Genomic DNA, 22,030 nt, shown 5'->3' with positions numbered 1-22,030 from the left:
TTTTTTACTTACTTAATACTATACAAGCCATACTATCATCTGCTATTTCAGATAAATCCGCGAGATAATTATCGATAATCTTTACTCCCCTGGATACATATTTTATCTTATACGGAGCTGCTACAATATTCTTCATAGCCGTAACTACAATATGTTCATCCGACAGATCTGACGCTTTGTCACTCTCTATCGGATTGCCGTCTGCATCAACAAGCAAACCTGTTTCGATATGGCCGTTCAATTTTGCATCTGCAACAGTCTCATAAATGAACTTCTCACTGTTAAAATCCGAAAAATTATCGGAATTGCCAAAACTCATGACCATCTTTATTTTCCCGGACTCTGTATCAACAGACTTAAGTTCTGCAGTGCCTTCACCGTTCTTCACAACAAAAGCATTAACTTCATTCTCAGTCATTTCTCGCAGTTCATCAACGCTGTAGTAGCTCTCGGAAAAATCCTCAATCATAGTACTTACTACAGATCCATCCTTATTCACCTGAACAGATGACTTATCAAGCTTTGACACATCACTTTTTTTGCCGCATCCGGAAAAAGCAAAAAGTATAACAGTCGCAAGCGATAAAATAAGGATTTTTCTACACATCACTTTATTCACTTATTTTTCCCCTTATAAATATGAAACTTTGTATGCGCACGATATATGTGCGCATACTTTTTAGATTATATACCGCATTTTCTTGTTTTTCAATTTCTATAATTAATTCTTTTCATGAAGCCTGTTCGTATTTATGTAATCATATTTATCATTTCAAGACTGTTTAGTTTTCTGTCTATAAATCGCTTCCTGTAAATATCGCATATATGCTCAAGTTCATGCAATACCTCATCGGTTACCGCAAAAGAAAACAGCTTCTCAACGTTCGTATTCCTAATGTACTCCAGAGTATATGCAGTTGATTGCACATAATCTCTGTCTGTGGGTATTCCGGGGAACTCTCCGTTAACTACCAGCGCCTTTATTTCATAGACACATTTGACGAGTCTGTTATCAAGTTTATCTGATTCAAGCGCACGAAGAGACTGATATAGAAGTTTTAATACCTCTCGCTCGTCATTATTCTCTCTTGTGTAATAGTCCGCCAGCTCCATGAAATACATACCATAAAGAGAAGCATTAAAATCCTGTCTGAAGTATTCAAAATAGTTTCTGATATTTGCTTCCTGTATGTTGTATGAGGTTCGCCCTTCATATAACTTAAATTCGCCAAAGGAAAAAGGTTCAACCTCGCCCGAAAGTGGATTTCCCGGACGTCTTGAACCTTTTGCAAAAGCAGAAATCTTACCACGTTCGGAAGTTAAAATTGTTACCACCCAGTCGTATTCTCCGACAGGCGACCTCTTAATAATAATTCCGTTCACAGTGGTTAATTCTACCATTATTTCTTTGAATCCTTATAACCAAAATTTTTCATCTGTACTGTATCGTTTCTCCAGTCCTTCCTCACCTTTACAAATAACTGAAGATTAACTCTGCAGCCCACCATCTTCTCGATATCGGTTCTTGCCTGAGAGCCGATTTTTTTCAGCATAGAACCGCCTTTACCAATAATTATTCCTTTGTGCGAATCACGCTCGCAAATGATGGAGGCTTCTATATCCATGATTTCTGTTTCATTTGACACATCGGCAGCATCAGTTTCTCCGCCCTTTAATGCCGCTAACATAGCTTCGAGATCAGGCGCACCATCCGCAGTGTCCTGTACATTCTCGGCAGCTTTATTCTTCTTTGGCGGATGCACATACTTTGACTTCTTCTTTTTTAATGGAGATGCAGCTTTTCTTGTCTTCATAGTCTCGACAGTTACCGCTATGCCATGAGGAACTTCATCCGATAGAAGTCTAAGTGCTTTTTCTCTAATAATTTCTCCTACAATATCTCTTTCTGACTGATCCGTAAGTGTCTCCTCATCATAAAAAGGATCTCCGTAGGGAAGTCTGTCAAAAATCGTCTGCATAAGCTCATCAAGATTATCGCTCTTTAAAGCTGAGACGGTAATTATATCCGCATAATCCATCTCCTTTTTATAAGCATCGATAAAGCTTTGAAGCTCATTAGCAGATACAGTATCAATCTTGTTAATAACAAGGATAACCTGTTTACTGCACTCCCTGAGCTGATCAATTATCATATGCTCCCCTGCACCGATAAAAGTACTCGGTTCCACAAGCCACAAAATAAGATCAACTTCTTCTATAGTCTTGGTCGCGACCTTGACCATATATTCCCCAAGCTTATTCTTGGATTCATGAATACCGGGAGTATCAAGAAAAACTATCTGTCCGCGGTCATCAGTATAAACCGTCTGTATCCTTCCTCTTGTTGTCTGGGGCTTATGCGAAGTTATGGCTATCTTCTGTCCTATGAGATGATTCATAAGTGTAGACTTTCCAACATTCGGTCTTCCTATAAGAGTTACATAGCCACACTTCATACTATTATTCATTTGATTTTCCTGCATAAATAAGCTGCTCCACTTTCCCGAATAAATCCTTATTCTGCATAAGCTTATTGCCGTCACCGACTACACATAAGCAGTCATCAGCCACAAAGGCATCGATATATGCCGCAAGCTTTCTTATTTTTTCCTGATCGGTAGCAAGAAGCGCATCTCTGTCCTTCTGAATATCTTCATAATCAGCATTACACATATAAGCAGTAAGACCATAGGCTCCCTTTGTCGCAGGGGTCTTGGGCGTATCAAGATCACTTATTGCTCCGATTACAAACTGTGTAATTGTTCTCTCATCAGCTTCGAAATTTTTAAGATAATCGGAAGCCTTTTTGAAAACATCTATACTTCTTGAAAGATGCGGATCTCTGTAGGTTACAAAATAAGAATCTCCGTTCTTGGCAAAACCGCTCATACAGCCGTATGCACCGCCAAGAACTCTGATATTTTTCCAAAGATAATCATAACCGAGCATAACCTTAAGTACGCGCAGCGAACCGTCATATTTCAGGCCCTTGGATGCGAAATTACCGCCAAGACAAACGTATTGAACCTGTCCTGCTGTCTGAAATGCTTCGTTCTTCTTTTCACACGTAATCTCAAATCCTTTTGTGCTAATCTCTTCGGAGTGTAGTCCTTTTGCAAAATCTTCCACCTTCTGTTCAAGTCCGGCATATTCTTTCTCACTTGCCGTATAATCAACCAGAAGATTCTCCGGTCGGAAGATAATCTTACATAGCTCAAGCATTTTTGAAATGAAGTTATCTGCCGCCTTACCATCCTCCAGTATGCTCTCTCTGACTTCTTCCATGAATCTGTATCCACCGATTCCTGATACCATGTCGGAAATCATAGCCGGTTTTGACACGTAAGAAAGAGCTCTTAACGCAGCGCTGTGATGGCCCGCCCCTGAAAGGTCTGAACGCGCTCTGCTGCATGCTTCATCAAGAATTTCAAGAATTCTCTTTTTATTATCAAACTTCGTCTTTAATATAATCTCATTTACCAGCGCAAAGGCTTTATCAAGCTGCGGGTAAAGAGCTTTTGCTGTTATTTCAAAAGTAGTCTTAAACTCAGAAACGTTTTGTGCATCAGTATATGTGCTTATGGAAGCATTTATTCCGCCTGTCTGAAGATTAATCTCATTGTACAGATCCGTGTAACTGTAATTCTCTGTATCCATAAGACCGAGTAATGTCTTCAGCATTGGTGCATAAGGAAGAAGCTCATTCGGAACTTTTCCCATATCAAAAACAAAATTCAGATATCCTATACCATTTGTAAACACATCATGGAACAGTATCTTCTGATCGCCAACTTTTCTTAATTCGTTAAAATATTTATCAGCTTCTTTACGTATATCCTCTCTGGTAAGAAGCGGAATTTTAGCAAGATCTTCAGGACTGTCGGGTTCTTCCTGGTAAGCTTTAAGCTCTGCTGTATCCTTTACAATTTTTTTGATTTCTTCAGCGCTCAAACTATCGCGATACTCTTTAAGCTTATTTTTAAGTGCTTCCTCTTTTTCTTCTGTAAGTCCTCTTTTAGGTTCCATGGTAAGAACTGTGCTGTGCGTATTGTTTAAGAGGTATTCTTCAGCAAGTTTTTCAAAATAACCTGTATCCACTTCTTTTTTCAAAAGTGCAAAGGTATTGTTTGCTTCAATATTTATCCAGGGCTTTGAGTCATCATAAAGCCAGCTGTCAAGTACCTGCAGACCATACAGAAGTCCTTTTGGAAATCTTCCGAAATCAGCTTCTCTGTATTTGAACTCATCGGCATTGATGCCTGCAAGAAGAGCTTTTTTATCAATACCGTTTTTTACCTGCTCTTTTATAACCTGTTCGATAGTTGAAACAAATTCTTCTTTCTGCTCAGGATTAGCATTTTTCGCAACAATAGAGAATACGGGTTGAATTATGCCATTATCGTATTCACTGAAAACTTCGCTTCCTATACCTTTGTCGATAAGTGCTTTTTTAACTGGAGCTCCGGGAGCAGAACACAGCGCATAATCAAGTACATCGAAAGCCACATAGAACTTTGGATCGAGACTGCTTCCAACAGAAAAATTAAGCGAGAGATATGTATTATCTTCCAGAGAATCTTCCTTCAATATCGGATAAAAATCCCTTATGTCCTTTCTCGCATCAAAAGGCTTCTGCAATTTAATCTCGGAATCAACCTCAAGACTGTCAAATGCAGATAAATAGTTTTCGTCAATATATTTAAGTTTTTCAGCCATATCCATGTTCCCGTACAAATAGATATAACTATTTGAAGGATGATAATACTTTCTGTGAAAATCAAGATAATCCTCATATGTAAGATTATAGATTTCATCAGGATCTCCCCCTGATTCAATGCCATAGGTGGTGTCAGGGAAAAGTGATTTCCTTATAACCCTGGCAACCACTTCATCTGCTGATGAGAAGGCACCCTTCATCTCATTATAAACAACACCGTTAATTCCAAGTTCATCATCGGCACTGTTCATCTCATAGTGCCAACCCTCCTGCATAAATATCTTGCTTGTTTTATATATGTTCGGATAAAAAACGGCATCAAGATATACATGCATAAGATTCTGGAAATCGGCATCGTTACAACTTGCAATCGGATAAACTGTCTTATCCGGATACGTCATAGCATTCAAAAAAGTGTTGAGCGACCCCTTGACCAGTTCTACAAAAGGATCCTTTATTGGGAATTCTTTGGAGCCGCACAAAACAGTGTGCTCAATTATATGAGCAACACCTGTGGAATCCTTGGGCGGAGTTCTGAAACCGATATAGAAAACCTTGTTATCGTCATCGTTTGATAACAGTGCAACCCTCGCCCCCGTCTTTTTATGACGAAGAATGAAGCTGTCCGAATTTAGATCCTCTATTCTTCTATGCTCTAATACTTCGTAAGTACTAAGTTCTTCAACTTTCATAAATTATCCTCACAAATTAAATATCAAAATCATCGTCCGGTGCGATGTTAAGGTCAAAATCATCTTTTCTTTCAGCAGAAGGCTCTTCAGTAGATGCTTCTACAGATTCATTTGCCGGTTCTTCTACAGAATCTTCTTCAATTTCAGTCAGAGGCTGCGAAACATTTTCTTCTGTTTTTGAAGCCATCTTATCTGCGGCGACCGCAGTTCCAACCGAAAGAATTCCGATAGCTGCCATTTCAGGGCGATTCATATTGAAGTGCGGAGCGATATCTTCTTCATCCTCTTCTCCAACCGGTAAAACCATCCCCTCAGGAACATATCTGGGAGTCTTCTCTTTGCTGTCATTCATTTTTTCAATATTTTCTATGGTCTCCGGCTCTTCCGTCTTCTCCGTCTTCTCCGTCTTCTCGACAGGCTCAAATTCCCTTACATGTATGATAGCAGAAATCCCGCATGATATCATGATAACCACGAAAGCAACGATCATAACCTCACTGTTTGCTATCGTATCACCAAGGAATACCGAGCAAACAATCCCCAGTACCGAAAGCATGAGTAATGGACAAATTTTTGTATCTCGCTTTATAAGATATAAAACAGCCGGTATCAGAGCGAGTGTAAGGAGTCCAAAAGCCAGGTAAGTATTATATGCAGAGCTCTTTACCATAAGAAGCCATGCATTTTCATTATAGCCGAAAAATCTCCAAGTCCAGTGAAAATAAGTATCGGGTATATTATCATATCCGCCCTCCAGAATAAGCATTCCTCCAAAAGAAAGCACTCCGGAAACCAAAAGAATAATTTCATTCAGACAAATATTGAAAGTCTCGCAGTACATATCAGAAAGCACCCATGCCGCTACAAGGAATACTATAATGGCAGCACTGGACGCCTCCAGATAGATCATGAGACCAAAAAATGCTCCGAGCAGGATACTAAAAATCTTATAGTACCACCTATTGCAGGAGTTCTTTGTAAAGCCTTTCACATAAAATACAGTGAGCATCAAAAGCAAGAAAAATGTCATGCCTATAAGATGCATAGAATCAATGGTTTTCAGAGAATACCCAAAAGTCGGAATAGCAACAACAGAAGCTGCTCCAAGGAAAGCCGGGATCAATCCAAGAGCCTTTCTCAAGCTTATATATAAAAATATAACCATAAAGATTCTCAGGACTAAATTGAGCATATACGCGGAATTGAGAGAATTTCCCAAAAATCCCATAAACACCTTAAGACAACCAACATACGCTCTGTCAGCCATTCCACCAGATAATGTCTCCTGCCCTGACGCTGCTACAACAGCACTGTTATACAGATTCATATTACCCGTATAATCATTTATCAATGCCGATGTATATCCAAATATAATTATTCCGGCAATAATTATTGCCAATGGAAGAAATATTTCGAGCCACAAAGGCTTTTTATATTCACTTATAGCGGTCGATGAAATTACCTTCGAAACTGCAAGATTTGCAAGAAATCCAATTAGAGCAGACGCTGCCAAACACGCAATAATAAAGCCGCCTGCCACATAATATCTGCCATAATATGGAAAAAGCCCCGAAACAAAGCCGGTAACTCCTATGGCAAACAACATTCCCACAAAATAAATTACCCAGACACAAATCCCCATCCATGTCTTTTCCAGCTTCATCTCAAGGCCTCCCCATGTTTTATTTTCCCCTCATCCGGCACTTCGTGCCACCTTCTCCCCTAGGAGAAGGCAGGGATAATTTTTCCCACTTCGTCATTTAAAGTAGGGTTATTTCAAATCATTCAGCTGCGCTGTCGTCCCAGTTGTGATAAACTGCCTGAACATCATCATCCTCTTCAAGAATATCAAGAATTCTCTGGATGCACTTGATGTTGTTCTCGTCAGTAACCTCAACATAGTTCTGAGGAATCATTGTAATCTCTGCGGAAGCAGACACAATCTTTTCCTTATCAAGAGCCTCTACAACTCCCTGGAAAGCTTCGGGTGTTGTAAGAATCTCGTAGCTGTCATCTTCCTCATTAAAATCATCAGCCCCTGCATCAAGGACAAGCATCATAAGGTCGTCTGACTCCATAGAGCACTCTTCCTTATCGATAAGGATCTGACCTTTTTTATCGAACATGTAAGATACACATCCGGGTGTACCTACATTACCGTTGCCCTTTGAAAATGCAGCTCTTACATTTGCAGCTGTACGATTGATATTATCTGTAAGTGTATCAACGATGATTGCTGTGCCGCCCGGGCCATAGCCTTCATATGTAAGTGTCTGATAGTTAACACTTCCGTCAGCTCCTGCAGCCTTCTTAATTCCACGCTCAATAGTGTCATTAGGCATGTTGTTTGCCTTTGCCTTAGCAATAACCTGTGCAAGCTTGAAATTGTTTGACGGATCGGGACCGCCTTCCTTAACTGCTACGGCAATCTCACGTCCGATGACTGTAAAGATCTTACCTTTTGCAGCGTCGTTCTTCTCCTTTTTATGCTTAATATTAGCGAATTTTGAATGTCCTGACATTGTATCCTCCTAAAAGTCATTAATTTTCTTTATTTTCCTGATCGTCTTCGGCTTCCTCGGATTTTTCTTCTTTAATCCTCTTAACCAAAACGCTTTGGATCATGTGATTCTTAACCGAAAGAATTTTAAATGAATATCCTTCGATTTCCGCGGTAAAGTCCTCACCCTCCTCAGGGATTCTATCCAGTTTTGAGATAAGAAGCCCATTTACGGTTTCAAAATTGGCATCCTCAAATTCAATTCCAAACCTATCCTCAAGATCCTCGAGAGGAGTTTTACCCTCAATTATAAATTCATCTTCATTGGATGTAGCCTCAATATAGTCTTCATCCTCGTCATATTCGTCCATTATATTACCGACTATTTCCTCGATAATATCCTCCATAGACACAAGCCCTGCGGTCTGACCATACTCGTCAATAACAATGACCATCTGCGTCTTGGACTTTTGCATGTCATGGAAAAGGCTGTCAATATTCCTGGTCTCAGGCACGTTTCTGGGAGACCTCAAAAGTCCTCTCGTTTTTCTTAAGGGTGTATCATCATCAGTGTGCTCCGAAAGCTTTTTCATCGCATCTCTAATGTGAAGAATTCCAATGATATGATCTATATTATCAAGATAAACAGGAAATCGGCTGTTATTCATATCAAGCATAAAGTTTACAGCTTCCTTCAGCGTGGTATTTCCATCTATACATACCATCGCTTTCCTGTTAGTCATAATATCCTGAGCCTGCTTATCTGAAAACTCAAAAATATTTGAGATCATATCAGCCTCGGAATCCTGAAGAACTCCCTGCTCCTGCCCCTCGGATACCATCGATTTTATTTCTTCCTCTGTTACATCATTATCATCAGCATCCCAATGAAAACCGAACAATCTAAGAATTCCCATCGCCGTAAGTCTTACAAGACCTGTGAACGGACTAAAGACGGTAATTATCATTGAAATGGCACCAACGCCGAAATACGCCCATTTCTCAGGATATCTGGCACCAAGTTTTCTCGGAATAAGAACACCTATCGTTAAGATGATGTACATCAGCAATACAAAGGCTATGCCGTATGAAATAATATGCAAAAGTGTGATATTACTAATATGACGGCTTAAGAGACCGTATGTGATACTGCTTAATTCTCTGATATAAATTACACCGAATATCATGTTTATAAGAAGAGTAAGCAGCTGTATCGTGTTTATATATCTCCCGGGAAACTCAAGTATTTGTTCGAGCTTCTTAGCTGTTTTCTTTTCTCTTTCACGTAAAGGACTTGGATTATCCTCATCCTTATCACCATTTTTATTTAGATCATCCGGTTTCAGATTCTCAATTGCTGCTCCAAAACCATAACAGAGCACATCCATGAGAATCATGACAATAAATATCAGTAAAAAAGCAGTGGCAGTAGGCCCACCATCGTCCATCTATTTTCATCTCCTTTGCTATCAAAATCGCAAAATGCGTCAAAATAAAATATAGCATTTTGCGTATTTACAGTCAAGAAAACGAGAATTTCTTACCCACTTGTCATCGTTTTTTCGTTAAAGTAAAATAAGCATATGATTTCAGCATTTTTTGAGTTCCTTACAAAAGGACTTATATGGATAATTAAAAACATTTTCGATATGATAGGTTTTTTCCTTCGCTTATTATTCTGGCTACTGCGACTGTTCTTACTTATACTGCCTGTTACAGGAATTGTTTACAGTCTTTTTTTTATTGCCTTGATAATAGAAGTTTTTGCAGGTGAAAACGTCCTGTCTTCTATACTTCCCATCAATTTTGATTCCACAAGCACGAAAAATCTTATCCTTGAAACGCTTCAGGGATATCTTACACTTCTGTCCCAGTACAGTGGAACTCTTATGTATTTTATACTGTTTTTGTTTCTGCTCATACTTGCGGTTCCGATATTTCTTGTATTTATCGGTGCAGGGACCTTTGTCTATGCGGGAAGAATTTTGCTCATCCCAGTACTGATAGATCTATTCGGATATCTTGTCGGAAGCGTAATTATAGGAAAATCGTCTTCTGATGTATTCAAAGCCAGATATCGCAGACTTTTCCCTTCAGTAGGACGAAAGCTTAACGAAAAGAGCTATGACAGATGGCTTCAAAGACACCACGATGAGTTTGAAAATGATACTTTCGGTCAGACAAAAAGACAGAAAGCTCTTGATGATTTTTATGAAGAGGACTACGAAGATGAATATGAGGATGATTACAATAATGAATATGAAGAAGATTTTGAGGAATATGAAAATGGATCAGACCTCTATTATGAGGAAGACTTTGATGATACAGAATATGATGAAGAACCAATAAAAAGCCGCTTTAATAAACCATTTAAGCACAGCTCTGCTGCTGAGCACTTTGACTTCTTTGCCGGATGCACAACCCTTGATTCAGCAAATAAAAAATATAAATCTCTTGTAAAGCTCTATCACCCGGATAATATGGATGGTGATACTTCCGCTTTGCAAGAGATAAACCATCAATACAGCGAGGCAAAAAAAAGGCTGGGGTAACCCCTCATCCGTCAGCTTCGCTTACACCTGTCTTCGCTCCGCTTCGGTCCGCGCTGAACCGACGGTCTACGTTCCACTCCGGTCGTTGCTAAGCACTCGTCCCCCGGACGAGTAGCAACCCCGGACGTCGAGCGCCCCCAAGGGAAAGGCTTTTTTTATTAAATCTCAAAATCCTTTAATATTTTTCCATCTTTGACATAAAGTCTTGGAACGCGGTGATTTAAATCGCAGGTAAATTCATAGTTAAATCTTCCGCTGATCTCACCAAGCTCCTCGACAGTTATTCTAGCGGGTTCTCCTTCTCCGAAAGAGCTTTCGGCAGTGCCTATAAGGATAACCTCATCTCCCTCTTTTGCATTGGGAATACCGGATATATCCACCATAAACTGATCCATGCATACTCTTCCGAGAATTCTGGCTTTTTCACCATGAATAAGAACATATCCCTTGCCGCCTGAAAGGCTTCTGGGATAACCATCACCATAACCTACCGGAATGGTCGCAATTCTCATTCTCCTATCGGACACAAATGTTCCGCCATAGCTCACGGGAGTGTTCTCCGGGATATCCTTTATGTATGATATATGGCTGTATAACGACATTACGGGCTTAATGTCTATCTTATTTCTGCTCACCTCTTCCGAAGGCCACATGCCGTACATGGTTACACCACACCTGACCATATCCATATGAGCTTCGGGCATATCGATTATGCTTGCACTATTTGAGCAATGCACTATCGGTATCTTGTATCCGTTATATTCTTCAACTTTTGAAACAAAATCACCGAACTCCTTAAGTCTTGTGTGGGCATCGGTAAGATCAGCCTCATCAGCTCTTGCAAAATGGGTAAAAATACCCTCAACCTCTATTCCGTCTGTAGCAAGAGCAGTTTTTACAAAGTTCTCGCCATCAGCATCAGGGCGAATTCCAATCCTGCTCATTCCACAGTCCACTGCAATATGCACATGAAAAACCTCTTTTCCGCCCTGAGCTCGTCTCTTTTTTACACGCTCTGACAAATGATTCAACATGTCATATCTGAAAACCGCAGGCCTTATATTCTCTCTGAGCATTCTCTCGTATGCATAAGGGAAAGTGTAGCCTAAAACAAGAATAGGCTTACTTACGCCTGCTTCTCTTAATTCAAAGGCTTCCTCTGCAGTTGCTGTTGCGAATCCCCATATATAAACATCATTTTGGAGCATCCTTGCGATCGGAACCGCACCAAATCCATAGCCGTCTGTCTTAACTACAGCCAGCATTTTTGTATTTCTCGGAAGCGAATTATACATACAATCCACATTGTGGGATATCGCATCCAAGTCTACCTTTGCATATACTCTTGAATATTCATCAAGCATTTCTCATATTGCCTCTGATTTCATAATATTTGTTTTTTAACTCAAAGCTTAACAGCTCATATTCCCGGAAAAAATATCTCGAAGACTTCCTGAGATATCTCTTGCCGTCATACCCTGCCTTCCGTGCTTTACTGCCGCCATATCTCCTGCTACACCATGCAGATAAGCACCGGCCACAGCAGCTTCAAAGACATCACTGTATCCTGAAAGAACGAGCGCACCCAAAAGACCTGCAAGAACATCACCACTTCCTGCAGTCGCCATTCCATCATTTCCGCTTATATTAATAAAATTTCTTTCTCCGTCGGAAATAACACTTCGTGCGTCCTTACATATAATACTCGCATGAAATTCTTTTGCAAGTCTTGCCGTCTCATCCATGATACAAGTCCTGCAATCATGTATATCCTTACCGCTAAGTCTTGAAAACTCAGCCAGATGAGGCGTCATAATAATATCTGCATTGTATGCGCAAACAAGATCTCTTATATCTTTTTCGGATGATATGATATTAAGTGCATCCGCATCAAGAATAAGAGGGAGCACAGCATTTTGAAGAATAATCTTCATGATTTCTTTTGCAGAATTATTGATTCCTATTCCCGGTCCGCATATTATAGCATCCGCCCATCCGATTGCTGAAATAAGAGCTTCTTTGCTTTTGCTATATTCAATAGTATCAGAAAGATTGAATCCCTCTTCGGTATAAGTATCCGTCATGGCTTCAGGCAGAAGTGTCTGAATAGCCGAGAGATTTGCCTCATCTGTATAAACCTTTATCATGCCGGCACCGCTTCGAATGCAGCTCTCAGCAGCCATTATGCATGCACCGCTTATTTTTTTACTTCCGGCAACCACAAGAACTTTCCCAAACGAACCTTTATTACCCGCAGGATTTCTTGGCGGCAGCAGCTTAACCGGGATTTCCTTTTTATCAGGGATGTCAACATACTTAAATTTGGGATAATCCTTCAAAAAGCCATCCTCAGTGATACCCACATTCACTATATGTATCTCACCTGCATGAGCAGCTCCAGGATAAAAAACAAGCCCCATTTTCAAAAAGCCAAAGGTCACTGTCTCATCTGCCCTTATTGCATAGCCATGTACCTGCCCCGTATCCGAATTAATACCTGTTGGTATGTCAGCTGCTATAACATGTGGGAATTTCCCATCATAATCTTCTCTTGAATAATTGATTTCCCATACCGCGGCTGAATAATCCCCCGTAAGGTCCCTTGAGCAGCCTATTCCCAGCATGGCATCAATTATTACGTCACATTTTTTTATTTGAGAGCCAAGTTTGGACTGATCAAAATCCACGACATTAAGGCCATAGGACAATGCTATTTTCAGCTGTGAGCTACATGCGGAAGTCCTTTTTGTATTTGAAGCCTTATCACTTAGACTGTGATTAACAAGAACAAGCGTGACAGGTATTTTATCCTGAAAAAGAAGTCTGGCCGCTGCAATTCCATCACCGCCGTTATTCCCGCTTCCCGCAAGAATCAGAACCTTACCACCCTCCGGAAGAGCTTTTTTTACATATTTGCATATAGAAAGCGCCGCCCTTTCCATAAGAACATCCTGCGGCACTCCGAACTCGGAGATTGTAGCCGCATCACATCGCTTCATCTCGGCAGCGCTTACAACATAATTTGAATTTTTATCAATTATCGGTAAATTTTTCATCTTCTACTATTATCCCATCGCGTTCAGTCATTCCGGGTCTGATTACAGGGTGTCGTTTTTCAGGATCGTACTTTAGATCAAAGAGATCAATAACTTCAGGTCCGAAAATGTTGTGCATATAGGAATATACATTAAAGTTTTCGAGCTCTTTTTCCTGCATTCGGATAATATTCTTTTTCAGCTGTACCCTTACTTTTGATATCCACTCATCAACAGCATCGATTTCGAGGGTATTATCATGCATTCTTTTATAAAAGATATTCATCGTCTCGATCATGAGCTGATAATCGATCTGATAAATCTCTCTGGGAAGTCCGAGCATATCGTCCTCGCACTCCTCTATCTTATCATTGCACTCCTTGATAAGGCGTGTATGATCATCAATTTCGGCCTCAATCTTCTTCCGCCTCTTTGGATTCTTTCCCGCATCATCTCTTAGGACAACAATCTCACCGAGAAGCTTTTTCTTAAGCCTCTTTATGTCCTTAATTTTTTCCCTTGTCTTTTCCTGTATGTTCACAAGCTTATTAAGCTCAGCCTCAAGCTCCTTTATTTTGGGAGTTTTGGGACTAAGAAGGAAAAGCTGTTGCCATTTTTCATCCTTGGAAAGAATCGGAATATCCTTTCCGACAAGAGCATCAGAATAGTCGTTATTAGCCATACCGGCATCCTCCAAGCGGTTTAAATCACTTGTTATTTCCTGGAGTTGTGATTATTTTCATATCTATCAATGCTATATGAAAGTTTCATAAGCGAATCTGACAGATGAACATTTTCGACCTGAACATTCTCAGGAAGATCAAGATCAACATGTGCGAAATTCCATATAGCCTTTATGCCGCATTTTACAAGTTTATCCGCCATAGGAACAGCCTGATCCTTAGGTATTGCAAGGACCGCAATCTCTATCTTATTTTCTTTTACAAACTGTTCAATCTCTTCGACAGGTCTGATCTCAATATCACGTATTTTCTTACCATGAAGCTTAGGATTTAAATCAAAAGCTCCTTTAAATATAAATCCTCTGTTGAAGAAATTGTTATAACCGGAAAGAGCCTGTCCAAGATGACCTGCCCCAATAATGATAAGTGTATGCTCCCTGTCAAGGCCGAGTATCTTACCTATTTCCTCATATAAGTACTCAACATTATAGCCGTAGCCTTGTTGTCCGAAGCCTCCGAAATTATTAAAATCCTGCCTGATCTGTGAAGCAGTAACCTTCATAATATCGCTGAGTTCCTGAGATGAAACTCTATCTATTCCCTGACTTTTCAGTTCACCTAAGTATCTGAAATAGCGGGGCAATCGGCTGATAACAGCCTGAGATATTTCTTTTCTCGCCATACATCCTCCATGACTGACACCGAAAAAATTATGTTATTTATTACCCTGTAAATTCGGCTAATTTTAATTATACTATCTGTTAAATTTTCGTCAATCTTATAAATTGACTTTACAATAATTTTATTTGTCATTAATACAAATTTGAAAATATGTTTCAACGTAGATAATATCTGATGAAATTAGTTTTCAGAAATATGCATTTTTATTTTTTCTTTAATACCCAGTTTATGAATTGTTTCGAATTGGAAATTATAATAACCATATCTTCCTATGTAGTTTTTTAGAAGTTGGAGATAAAAATATGGGAATGTCAATTGATGGATTAGGTGCTTACAATATGTACCAGGCAAGGCCTATGAATTATACAGTATCCAATCAGGCTCCTGTATCGGATGTGTATGACAAGCATAAGGCTGTTGGTGATATCGCCACTGTTGCTCCTGTCGTTTATCCTAATGCTCAGGAAGTAAAAGTCGGTGAAGTTGCCAGTACCGATGGCAAGGATGAAGCTCTGAAAGTAAGCCAGCAATATAATCAGATTGCTTCAAAATTCGGTAACACAACGGTAGGTTACGGACGTGATATGTCAGGTTATTCCTACAGTCAACCCGGTAGTTCCTTTGATGCTTTTGCATAAGGGTTTTAAATGAGAAAAGTAAAAAAGAAGTTCTTCCAAGTTAGTCCTTGAAAGAGCTTCTTTTTTGATTACTCAGATAAGGTTTCCCATTCATCATAGAGTTCCGAAAGGCGTTCTTCGTTTGATGAAAGTTCATCGGATAGCTTTCGAACCTTAGCAAGATCGGTCGCTACATCAGGATCTGAGAGTTCTTCATTTATTATCTCATTCCTCTCTTCCAACTTAGCTATCTCATCTTCACATTTTTTCAGAGCAGCTTCCTGTTTACGCTTTCTTGCTGCTTCTTCTTTTTGTGCTTTCCAGTCTGCTGCACCTGAACCGGAATCAGCATCGGAAGTACTTCCTTTTGAAGCAAGCTTGCCAAACCCCGAACCTGAAACAGCATCTGCGGAATCCATCTCGATTCCTCTGCCAAAAGAGGAATTATCTCCTTTTTCAGCAATAGCACGAGCTGTCTGTTCCTCACAATGCTCCATATAGTAATCGTAGTTACCAATATAATTAACCAGTGATCCGTGAGTAAGATCAAGTATTCTGGTCGCTGTTTTGTTTATAAAATATCTGTCATGGCTGACATATAAAACAGTTCCTTCATATCCGCAAAGAGCATCCTCAAGAATTTCCTTGCTGGTAATATCTAGGTGGTTCGTAGGCTCATCGAGAATCAGGAAATTAGCTTCTGAAAGCATAAGCTTTGCAAGTGAAACCCTTCCCTTCTCTCCACCGGAAAGATCTCCGATGCGTTTAAACACATCATCACCGGTAAAAAGAAACGCTGCAAGAGTGTTCCTGATCTCAGTATTATTCATTGACGGATATGCATCGGATAATTCTTCAAAAAGAGTCTTTTCATTGTGAAGAACCTGATGTTCCTGATCGTAATAACCGACATGAACCTTTACACCGAGAATGATTTCTCCTTCATCAAGAGTCTCCATGCCATTAATGATTTTAAGCATTGTTGTCTTACCGGTTCCGTTATCGCCGATAATTGCAACACGCTCACCCCTCTTAATATCAAAAGAAATATCCTTAAAGAGCTGCTCATTTCCAAAGGATTTGGCAATACTCTCAACATGCATTACGTCATTACCGCTCACGCAGTTAGGTGTAAGGGTTATACGCATATCATCCCTTACCTCCGTGGGCTTCTCAAGACGTTCTATCTTATCGAGCATCTTCTCTCTGCTCTCGGCACGTTTGATACTCTTTTCACGGTTAAACTGTTTAAGCTTATCTATAACTTCTTCCTGATGCTTAATTTCTGCCTGCTGATTCAGATATGCCTTCAGCTTGGCAGCTCTGATCTGCTCGCGTTTTTTAGCATATGCAGTATAGTTTCCAATATAAACATCAGCATTTGTCTGATCTATTTCGATCACTTTTTGGGCGATACGATCCAGAAAGTATCTGTCATGGGATACAATAAGCACTGCACCCTTATAATTCATAAGATAACCCTCAAGCCACCTTATGGAGTTCATATCGAGATGGTTTGTAGGCTCATCGAGAATTATAAGATCCGGGCTCTGCAAAAGAAGCTTACCCAAAGCCACTCTGGTCTTCTGCCCTCCGGAAAGCGTCGATGTTTTCTTATCGAATTCATCCTCAGAAAATCCGAGACCTTTTGCTACACCAATGACCTCACTCTCCCAGGCATAACCGTTTTTAAGCTGGAATTCGTGGTTCATCTGAGCATAGCGTTCCATGAGCAGATCAAGTTCTTCGCCGCGAAGAATATCCATCTGAGCTTCCGCAGCTCGTATCTCAGTCTCCAGATCAATAACATCCCTTTTCATCTCGCGAAGCTCTTCATAGATGCTGTGCGCACTGTCTATGTTCTGATTCTGAGCAAGATATCCAAAAGTCGTGTCTCTTGAGAACGTAACCGATCCGGTATCGGGAGTAAGCTCACCAATAATCATTCTGATGAGCGTCGTCTTCCCTGCACCGTTTATTCCTACTATCGCAGCCTTCTCGTTATCCTCAATATGAAAAGATACTCCCTTCAAAACATCCTTACCATCGAAGGATTTTGAAAGATCATGACAGTTTAGTACCAAAATTATTTGTTACCTTTCACCTTGTTAATTACTATTTTGGCCGCACGCTTCGCAGCATACGGTCCGACCATTTTGAGCTTATCCTCTGATCTTACCATAGTACTTGCTTCAGGTATATCCCTGCTAAGATGAATTGCATCAAATTCGCATTTTGTTGTGCACAGACCGCAACCGATACATTTGTTTTCATCAACAGTAGTTGCACCGCATCCAAGGCATCTGTTTGCCTCTTTCTTTACCTGCTCCTCTGTGAGGGTAAGGCGAAGATCGTCAAAGGTATCCTTTGCAATTCCGGCTTTTTTGCCAGGAATTTGACGCGGAGCATTGTCAAAGCTCTCAACAAGTATATCATCCTTATCAAGTTCTATAAACTCTCTTCTGTCTCTTGCAAGGTCAAGTCTGTTTCCGGGATGTACAAAACGGTTCATTGAAACGCATGCTTCTCTACCACCTGCGATAGCATCAATTGCAAATCTGGGACCTGTAAATACATCTCCGCCTGCAAAAATATCAGGCTCTGCAGTCTGAAGTGTAAGTGAATCAGCAATAACTCCACCGTTAGGACGAAGTTCAACCTTGGTTCCCTTAAGAAGGTCACCCCATACAATTGACTGTCCAATGGACTGAAGAACGTTCTCACATTTAATAGTGATGGTCTCGTTCTCATCGTACTTAGGATTGAATCTTCCGTCAGGATCCTTTACAGAAGTACATTTTTTGAATACTATGCCTGTAACCTTACCGTTTTCAGTAAGAATTTCCTTAGGCCCCCATCCGTTTAATACTTCAATGCCTTCTTCTTTAGCTTCCTCAACTTCATCCTTTGCGGCAGGCATTTCTTTTTCACTCTCAAGGCAAAGCATTGTCACCTTTGTAGCACCTGCTCTTACTGCAGTTCTTGCAACGTCGATTGCTACGTTACCACCGCCGACAACAACAGTGTCGCCATTTAATCTTACACTGTGATCAAGGTTAACCTTTCTGAGGAAATCAACACCTGTCTGAACTCCCTCAGCGTCCTCACCGGGAACACCTGCAAGTCTTCCGCCCTGGCATCCGATTGCAAGGAAAAATGCCTTATACCCCTGTTTCCTGAGTTCCTCGATAGTAACATCCTTACCTACTTCAACGCCGCACTTGAACTCTACGCCCATCTGCTTCATAACGTCAATCTCGGCCTCGATGATATCTTTTTCAAGACGATAGCTGGGAATACCGTTCATAAGCATTCCACCTGGTCTCTTTTCCTTCTCGAATACTGTTACCGGATAACCGTCTCTTCTGAGGAAATATGCTGCGGAAAGTCCTGCGGGGCCTCCCCCGATAATAGCCATCTTGTAGTCATCTGACCACATTCCGCCGTCGTGCTTCTCGCAAAGCGGAACATATCTTGAATCCTTCTCAAGATCAAGAGAAGCTATGAACTTCTTGATTTCATCGATAGCCAGAGGCTGATCGATAGTACCTCTTGTACAAGCATCCTCACAGCGTCTGTTACATACAGCACCACAGATCATCGGAAGCGGATTATCCTGCTTTATAAGCTTAAGGGCATCCTCATATCTTCCTTCTGCAGCCATCTTGATATATCCCTGAACGGAAAGATGTACGGGGCATGCTGTCTTACAGGGAGCTGTACCTGTTTCATAGCAGTTCACTTTATTGTCATCACGATAATTGTAATTCCACTTTTCAGGTCCCCACTTCTTGGAATTAGGAAGTTCCTGTTTAGGATAAGTAACCTGTGAGCCATCCTTTTTGCAAAGCTTCTGACCAAGCTTAGCTGCACCTGCAGGACATACCTCAACACATTTTCCGCAGGCAACGCACTTATCCTTCTCGACATGTGCGCGGTATGCAGATGCAGAAAGGTTGGGTGTGTTGTAAAGCTGTGATGTACGAAGTGCATTACATACACCGGGAGCACAGTTACAGATAGCAACTATTTTTCCTTCTCCATCGATATTTGTAATCTGGTGAACATATCCGTGGCGCTCTGCACGCTCAAGAATCTCGTAAACTTCTTCCTTGCTTACATAATGGCCAATTCCACGGCTTTCCATATACTCAGCCATATCGCCCATTCCGATACAGTAGTCACCGCGAATCTCACCGCTTCCCTCTCCGCGCATTGTCTGCTGTTTTCTGCAGGAACACTCGGAGATACCGTATTTATCATACATATCAATCCATCTTGAAAGATGCTCAACAGGGACTGATGTATTCTCAATGCTGATAGCTTTCTCAACAGGAATAACGTGCATACCTACACCTGCTCCTCCGGGAGGAACCATCTGAGTAATGCCGCCAAGCGGAAGCTGTGTCATAAGATTAAAGAATGTTGCAAGCTGCGGGAATTCATCCGTAAGCTTATCCTGCATCATCATGAACTCGGCAGAACCGGGTACGAAAATCGGAAGCTCATACTGCTTGTGCTTATCTGCAGTCTTGGCACGATTCATCTCGACAATACCGATCCATACAAGTCGATCTATCATCTTCTGAGCATCTTCGACGCTCATATTGTTCATTGAGGCAAGTTCCTCAATACTGTAAGGCACACGAGTCTTCTTAAAGTTGATAAGGAACTTAACTTGCTCTTTATTAAGAATAAGGTCAAGCATCCAATACTCGGGGTCTCTGTTGTTAAGCTTTCCCAAAAGCTTCTTCGCATAGCGATCGGTAATCATGGATGCAAGCTTTAAAACAAGCTGCTCCTTCTCGGGATCCTCTGCCACATAATTTGGATCCTGCCAATAATCATTCTCATTGATCATCGGGTCACCGATTTTCCAGTCTTTAATACTGTTACCCATAAGAAATAACCTACTTTCTAAAAAATTGCATAATTATAGCGCACGATGCGGCATCACATTTCTCTCCTGTCTCATCAATGCGCAAACTCCTACTACATGTAACATAATATCATATATCCACGATTTAAGATACCCATTTTTCCCATAAAATGAGCCTTTGGAAACTCTTTGTTAAAGAATTTTCAAAGGCTTGAAATCTAGATAGTCCCCGGAAACGAGACTATATTTTATACCGTCAATTTTTCCCAAAAGACTGTCATGAAATCTCTCTTTTCCATGACAATGAGCATAAATCACCTGCTCTGCTCCGTAGGCCTTCGCCATAAAAGTAAATCTGCTTGTTCTTTCATCAATTGAAGTTGGCGGATAGTGCAGGAACATTATAAACTTCTCAAAACCGTCTGCCCTGGCCGCTTCAAATGATATCTTTAATCTTTTTGCCTCACGTTCAATCAGCATATCGGCGTGCTGCCTTGTATCGAATCCTTCATAACAATATCCCTTGGTCCCTACCAGTGCGTAGTCCCCATAGGGATAGTAGTTATTTTGTAAAAACAAAAGCCTTCCATTAAACATATCATTAAGGCGCTGGGTTTTCTTAGCGTTCCAGAAATTATCATGATTTCCGCGAATAAGTATTTTTCTTCCCGGGAGTTTTTCTATAAACTCAAAGTCCTTTTCACAGTTCTCAAGTCCCTTGCCCCAGGTATGATCCCCGACCAGCACAAGCGTATCATCGTCAGTGATCATCTTATTGCAATTTTTTTCTATCTTCTTTTCATGGTTCTTCCACACCTTCCCGAAAATATCCATATTCTTGTCGGACTGAAAGGAAAGGTGCAGATCACCAAGTGCATAAAGCGACATAAAAACCTCACTTATAATTCTTTATTTTCTGCTTTTCGAAAAACTCATCGATATTGGCGATAAGATCAGCAGGAGGCATGGTTTTAAGCAGATATTTCTCAGGTTTAAGTGAAATGACCTGAGCTACGCTCTCCTTATCATTTTTAACGGTAAGAAACATAACAGGTATATCACTTGTTCCTGACTCGCTACGAAGCATCTCAAGAACCTTGGGCCCTGTAATAACGGGCATCTCATAATCAAGCAGAATTAAGTCAACCTTGTTCTTAGCAAGGAAAGTGATGGCATTCATTCCGGAATTCACCATGAAGACCTGATACTTTTCCGACAGCCAGCTCTTAATTGTCCTCAGCATTGTGCCGTCATCATCAACAACAAGAATCTTCTTTTTCTGCAGGCGCACTTCCTCATTCTGGACAACAGCAGTCATTTTACTTCCGAGCTCTTTTACATTGACCGGTCTCTCAAAAACCGCAGCGATTCTGTCCTGTGAGATTTTTGAATATATCTTTTCAAGTTCATCACTGGATCCTATCACACTTATGGAGATATCATCTTCAACTGATTTATCCTTCAGATACACAAAAAGCTCCAGCATCTCATCAATGTCATCAACATAAATAAGATATACAGACGGTTTATCTTCCATTCTTTCAATCTGAGTTACATCTGCATCCGCGCGAATTACCTCAAAGTCTTCCGCCTTAAGCTCCTTTTCAATCGAAGTTACCATAAAGCTCTTCTTACCACCCACAAGCAGTACTCGTTTATCCATAAAAACCCCTC

17 protein-coding genes are annotated in these 22,030 nt (G+C 40.6%); 2 read left to right on the top strand and 15 right to left on the bottom strand.

What is annotated here, in order from left to right:
• Window positions 1–4: 4 nt before the first annotated feature.
• The 7 genes from BMW61_RS00510 to BMW61_RS00480 form a co-directional block, all read right to left on the bottom strand.
• Window positions 5–619 (bottom strand): hypothetical protein, encoded by a 615-nt coding sequence (locus BMW61_RS00510; protein ID WP_091819393.1) that lies wholly within the window; start codon window positions 617–619, stop codon window positions 5–7.
• A 131-nt stretch (window positions 620–750) separates the two neighbouring features.
• Window positions 751–1,401, bottom strand: a complete 651-nt coding sequence (gene recO / locus BMW61_RS00505; RefSeq protein WP_091819392.1) for a DNA repair protein RecO — start codon at window positions 1,399–1,401, stop codon at window positions 751–753.
• The gene (gene era, locus BMW61_RS22335; protein ID WP_242876565.1) at window positions 1,401–2,468 is read right to left on the bottom strand and encodes a GTPase Era; all 1,068 of its coding nucleotides are present in this window, start codon (window positions 2,466–2,468) and stop codon (window positions 1,401–1,403) included. Before era ends, recO begins: the two co-directional genes overlap by 1 nt.
• Window positions 2,461–5,409, bottom strand: coding sequence for an insulinase family protein (locus tag BMW61_RS00495; RefSeq protein WP_022759857.1), 2,949 nt, complete (start codon window positions 5,407–5,409; stop codon window positions 2,461–2,463). Before BMW61_RS00495 ends, era begins: the two co-directional genes overlap by 8 nt.
• Window positions 5,410–5,425: 16 nt before the next feature.
• Window positions 5,426–7,072: a hypothetical protein gene (locus BMW61_RS00490; protein WP_091819391.1), complete on the bottom strand. Its 1,647-nt coding sequence runs from the start codon at window positions 7,070–7,072 to the stop codon at window positions 5,426–5,428.
• 118 nt (window positions 7,073–7,190) lie between these two features.
• Entirely contained in the window at window positions 7,191–7,931 is a 741-nt protein-coding gene (locus BMW61_RS00485; protein WP_022759855.1) for a YebC/PmpR family DNA-binding transcriptional regulator, read from the bottom strand.
• A 19-nt stretch (window positions 7,932–7,950) separates the two neighbouring features.
• Window positions 7,951–9,357 carry a hemolysin family protein gene (locus BMW61_RS00480; RefSeq protein WP_091819390.1) on the bottom strand — a complete coding sequence of 469 codons (1,407 nt, stop codon included), beginning with the start codon at window positions 9,355–9,357 and terminating at the stop codon, window positions 7,951–7,953.
• A 135-nt stretch (window positions 9,358–9,492) separates the two neighbouring features.
• Here BMW61_RS00480 and BMW61_RS00475 point away from each other — a divergent pair, with 135 nt between their 5' ends.
• The gene (locus BMW61_RS00475) at window positions 9,493–10,461 is read left to right on the top strand and encodes a hypothetical protein (protein ID WP_091819389.1); all 969 of its coding nucleotides are present in this window, start codon (window positions 9,493–9,495) and stop codon (window positions 10,459–10,461) included.
• A gap of 158 nt (window positions 10,462–10,619) precedes the next feature.
• Here the strand turns inward: BMW61_RS00475 and alr are convergent, their stop codons facing one another.
• The 4 genes from alr to BMW61_RS00455 are packed head-to-tail and all read right to left on the bottom strand — an operon-like array spanning window position 10,620 to window position 14,861.
• Window positions 10,620–11,825, bottom strand: a complete 1,206-nt coding sequence (gene alr, locus BMW61_RS00470) for an alanine racemase (protein ID WP_022759852.1) — start codon at window positions 11,823–11,825, stop codon at window positions 10,620–10,622.
• Window positions 11,826–11,873: 48 nt separating this feature from the next.
• Window positions 11,874–13,517 carry an NAD(P)H-hydrate dehydratase gene (locus BMW61_RS00465; protein ID WP_091819388.1) on the bottom strand — a complete coding sequence of 548 codons (1,644 nt, stop codon included), beginning with the start codon at window positions 13,515–13,517 and terminating at the stop codon, window positions 11,874–11,876.
• A complete protein-coding gene (locus tag BMW61_RS00460; protein ID WP_022759850.1) occupies window positions 13,495–14,178 on the bottom strand; it encodes a hypothetical protein in 684 nt (227 codons plus the stop codon). Before BMW61_RS00460 ends, BMW61_RS00465 begins: the two co-directional genes overlap by 23 nt.
• Window positions 14,179–14,210: 32 nt before the next feature.
• Window positions 14,211–14,861: a redox-sensing transcriptional repressor Rex gene (locus BMW61_RS00455; protein ID WP_022759849.1), complete on the bottom strand. Its 651-nt coding sequence runs from the start codon at window positions 14,859–14,861 to the stop codon at window positions 14,211–14,213.
• Between the two features lie 301 nt (window positions 14,862–15,162).
• On the opposite strand from BMW61_RS00455, the gene BMW61_RS00450 reads away from it, so the two are divergent.
• Complete coding sequence (locus BMW61_RS00450; protein ID WP_022759848.1) at window positions 15,163–15,498, top strand: hypothetical protein; 336 nt, start codon at window positions 15,163–15,165, stop codon at window positions 15,496–15,498.
• A gap of 68 nt (window positions 15,499–15,566) precedes the next feature.
• On the opposite strand, the gene BMW61_RS00445 is transcribed toward BMW61_RS00450, so the two are convergent.
• The 4 genes from BMW61_RS00445 to BMW61_RS00430 form a co-directional block, all read right to left on the bottom strand.
• On the bottom strand, window positions 15,567–17,561 hold the full coding sequence (locus BMW61_RS00445) for an ABC-F family ATP-binding cassette domain-containing protein (protein WP_091819387.1): 1,995 nt from the start codon (window positions 17,559–17,561) through the stop codon (window positions 15,567–15,569).
• Between the two features lie 2 nt (window positions 17,562–17,563).
• Window positions 17,564–20,338 (bottom strand): FAD-dependent oxidoreductase, encoded by a 2,775-nt coding sequence (locus BMW61_RS00440; protein ID WP_091819620.1) that lies wholly within the window; start codon window positions 20,336–20,338, stop codon window positions 17,564–17,566.
• Between the two features lie 210 nt (window positions 20,339–20,548).
• Window positions 20,549–21,244 carry a metallophosphoesterase gene (locus BMW61_RS00435; protein ID WP_091819386.1) on the bottom strand — a complete coding sequence of 232 codons (696 nt, stop codon included), beginning with the start codon at window positions 21,242–21,244 and terminating at the stop codon, window positions 20,549–20,551.
• 7 nt (window positions 21,245–21,251) lie between these two features.
• Window positions 21,252–22,019, bottom strand: coding sequence for a response regulator (locus BMW61_RS00430; protein ID WP_022759844.1), 768 nt, complete (start codon window positions 22,017–22,019; stop codon window positions 21,252–21,254).
• Window positions 22,020–22,030 lie beyond the last annotated feature (11 nt).

The organism is Butyrivibrio sp. ob235, assembly GCF_900109475.1.
Lineage (GTDB): Bacteria > Bacillota > Clostridia > Lachnospirales > Lachnospiraceae > Butyrivibrio.
The sequence above is the reverse complement of the archived record's forward strand: the minus strand, read 5'-3'. Positions and strand labels throughout refer to the sequence as shown.

Coding starts and splice junctions, on each gene's coding strand:
- BMW61_RS00460 (WP_022759850.1), bottom strand. CDS start 14,178: ATGGCTAATAACGACTATTCTGATGCTCTTGTCGGAAAGGATATTCCG.
- BMW61_RS00480 (WP_091819390.1), bottom strand. CDS start 9,357: ATGGACGATGGTGGGCCTACTGCCACTGCTTTTTTACTGATATTTATT.
- era (WP_242876565.1), bottom strand. CDS start 2,468: ATGAATAATAGTATGAAGTGTGGCTATGTAACTCTTATAGGAAGACCG.
- BMW61_RS00490 (WP_091819391.1), bottom strand. CDS start 7,072: ATGAAGCTGGAAAAGACATGGATGGGGATTTGTGTCTGGGTAATTTAT.
- BMW61_RS00485 (WP_022759855.1), bottom strand. CDS start 7,931: ATGTCAGGACATTCAAAATTCGCTAATATTAAGCATAAAAAGGAGAAG.
- BMW61_RS00465 (WP_091819388.1), bottom strand. CDS start 13,517: ATGAAAAATTTACCGATAATTGATAAAAATTCAAATTATGTTGTAAGC.
- BMW61_RS00475 (WP_091819389.1), top strand. CDS start 9,493: ATGATTTCAGCATTTTTTGAGTTCCTTACAAAAGGACTTATATGGATA.
- BMW61_RS00495 (WP_022759857.1), bottom strand. CDS start 5,409: ATGAAAGTTGAAGAACTTAGTACTTACGAAGTATTAGAGCATAGAAGA.
- BMW61_RS00430 (WP_022759844.1), bottom strand. CDS start 22,019: ATGGATAAACGAGTACTGCTTGTGGGTGGTAAGAAGAGCTTTATGGTA.
- BMW61_RS00455 (WP_022759849.1), bottom strand. CDS start 14,861: ATGGCGAGAAAAGAAATATCTCAGGCTGTTATCAGCCGATTGCCCCGC.
- recO (WP_091819392.1), bottom strand. CDS start 1,401: ATGGTAGAATTAACCACTGTGAACGGAATTATTATTAAGAGGTCGCCT.
- BMW61_RS00440 (WP_091819620.1), bottom strand. CDS start 20,338: ATGATCAATGAGAATGATTATTGGCAGGATCCAAATTATGTGGCAGAG.
- BMW61_RS00450 (WP_022759848.1), top strand. CDS start 15,163: ATGGGAATGTCAATTGATGGATTAGGTGCTTACAATATGTACCAGGCA.
- alr (WP_022759852.1), bottom strand. CDS start 11,825: ATGCTTGATGAATATTCAAGAGTATATGCAAAGGTAGACTTGGATGCG.
- BMW61_RS00435 (WP_091819386.1), bottom strand. CDS start 21,244: ATGTCGCTTTATGCACTTGGTGATCTGCACCTTTCCTTTCAGTCCGAC.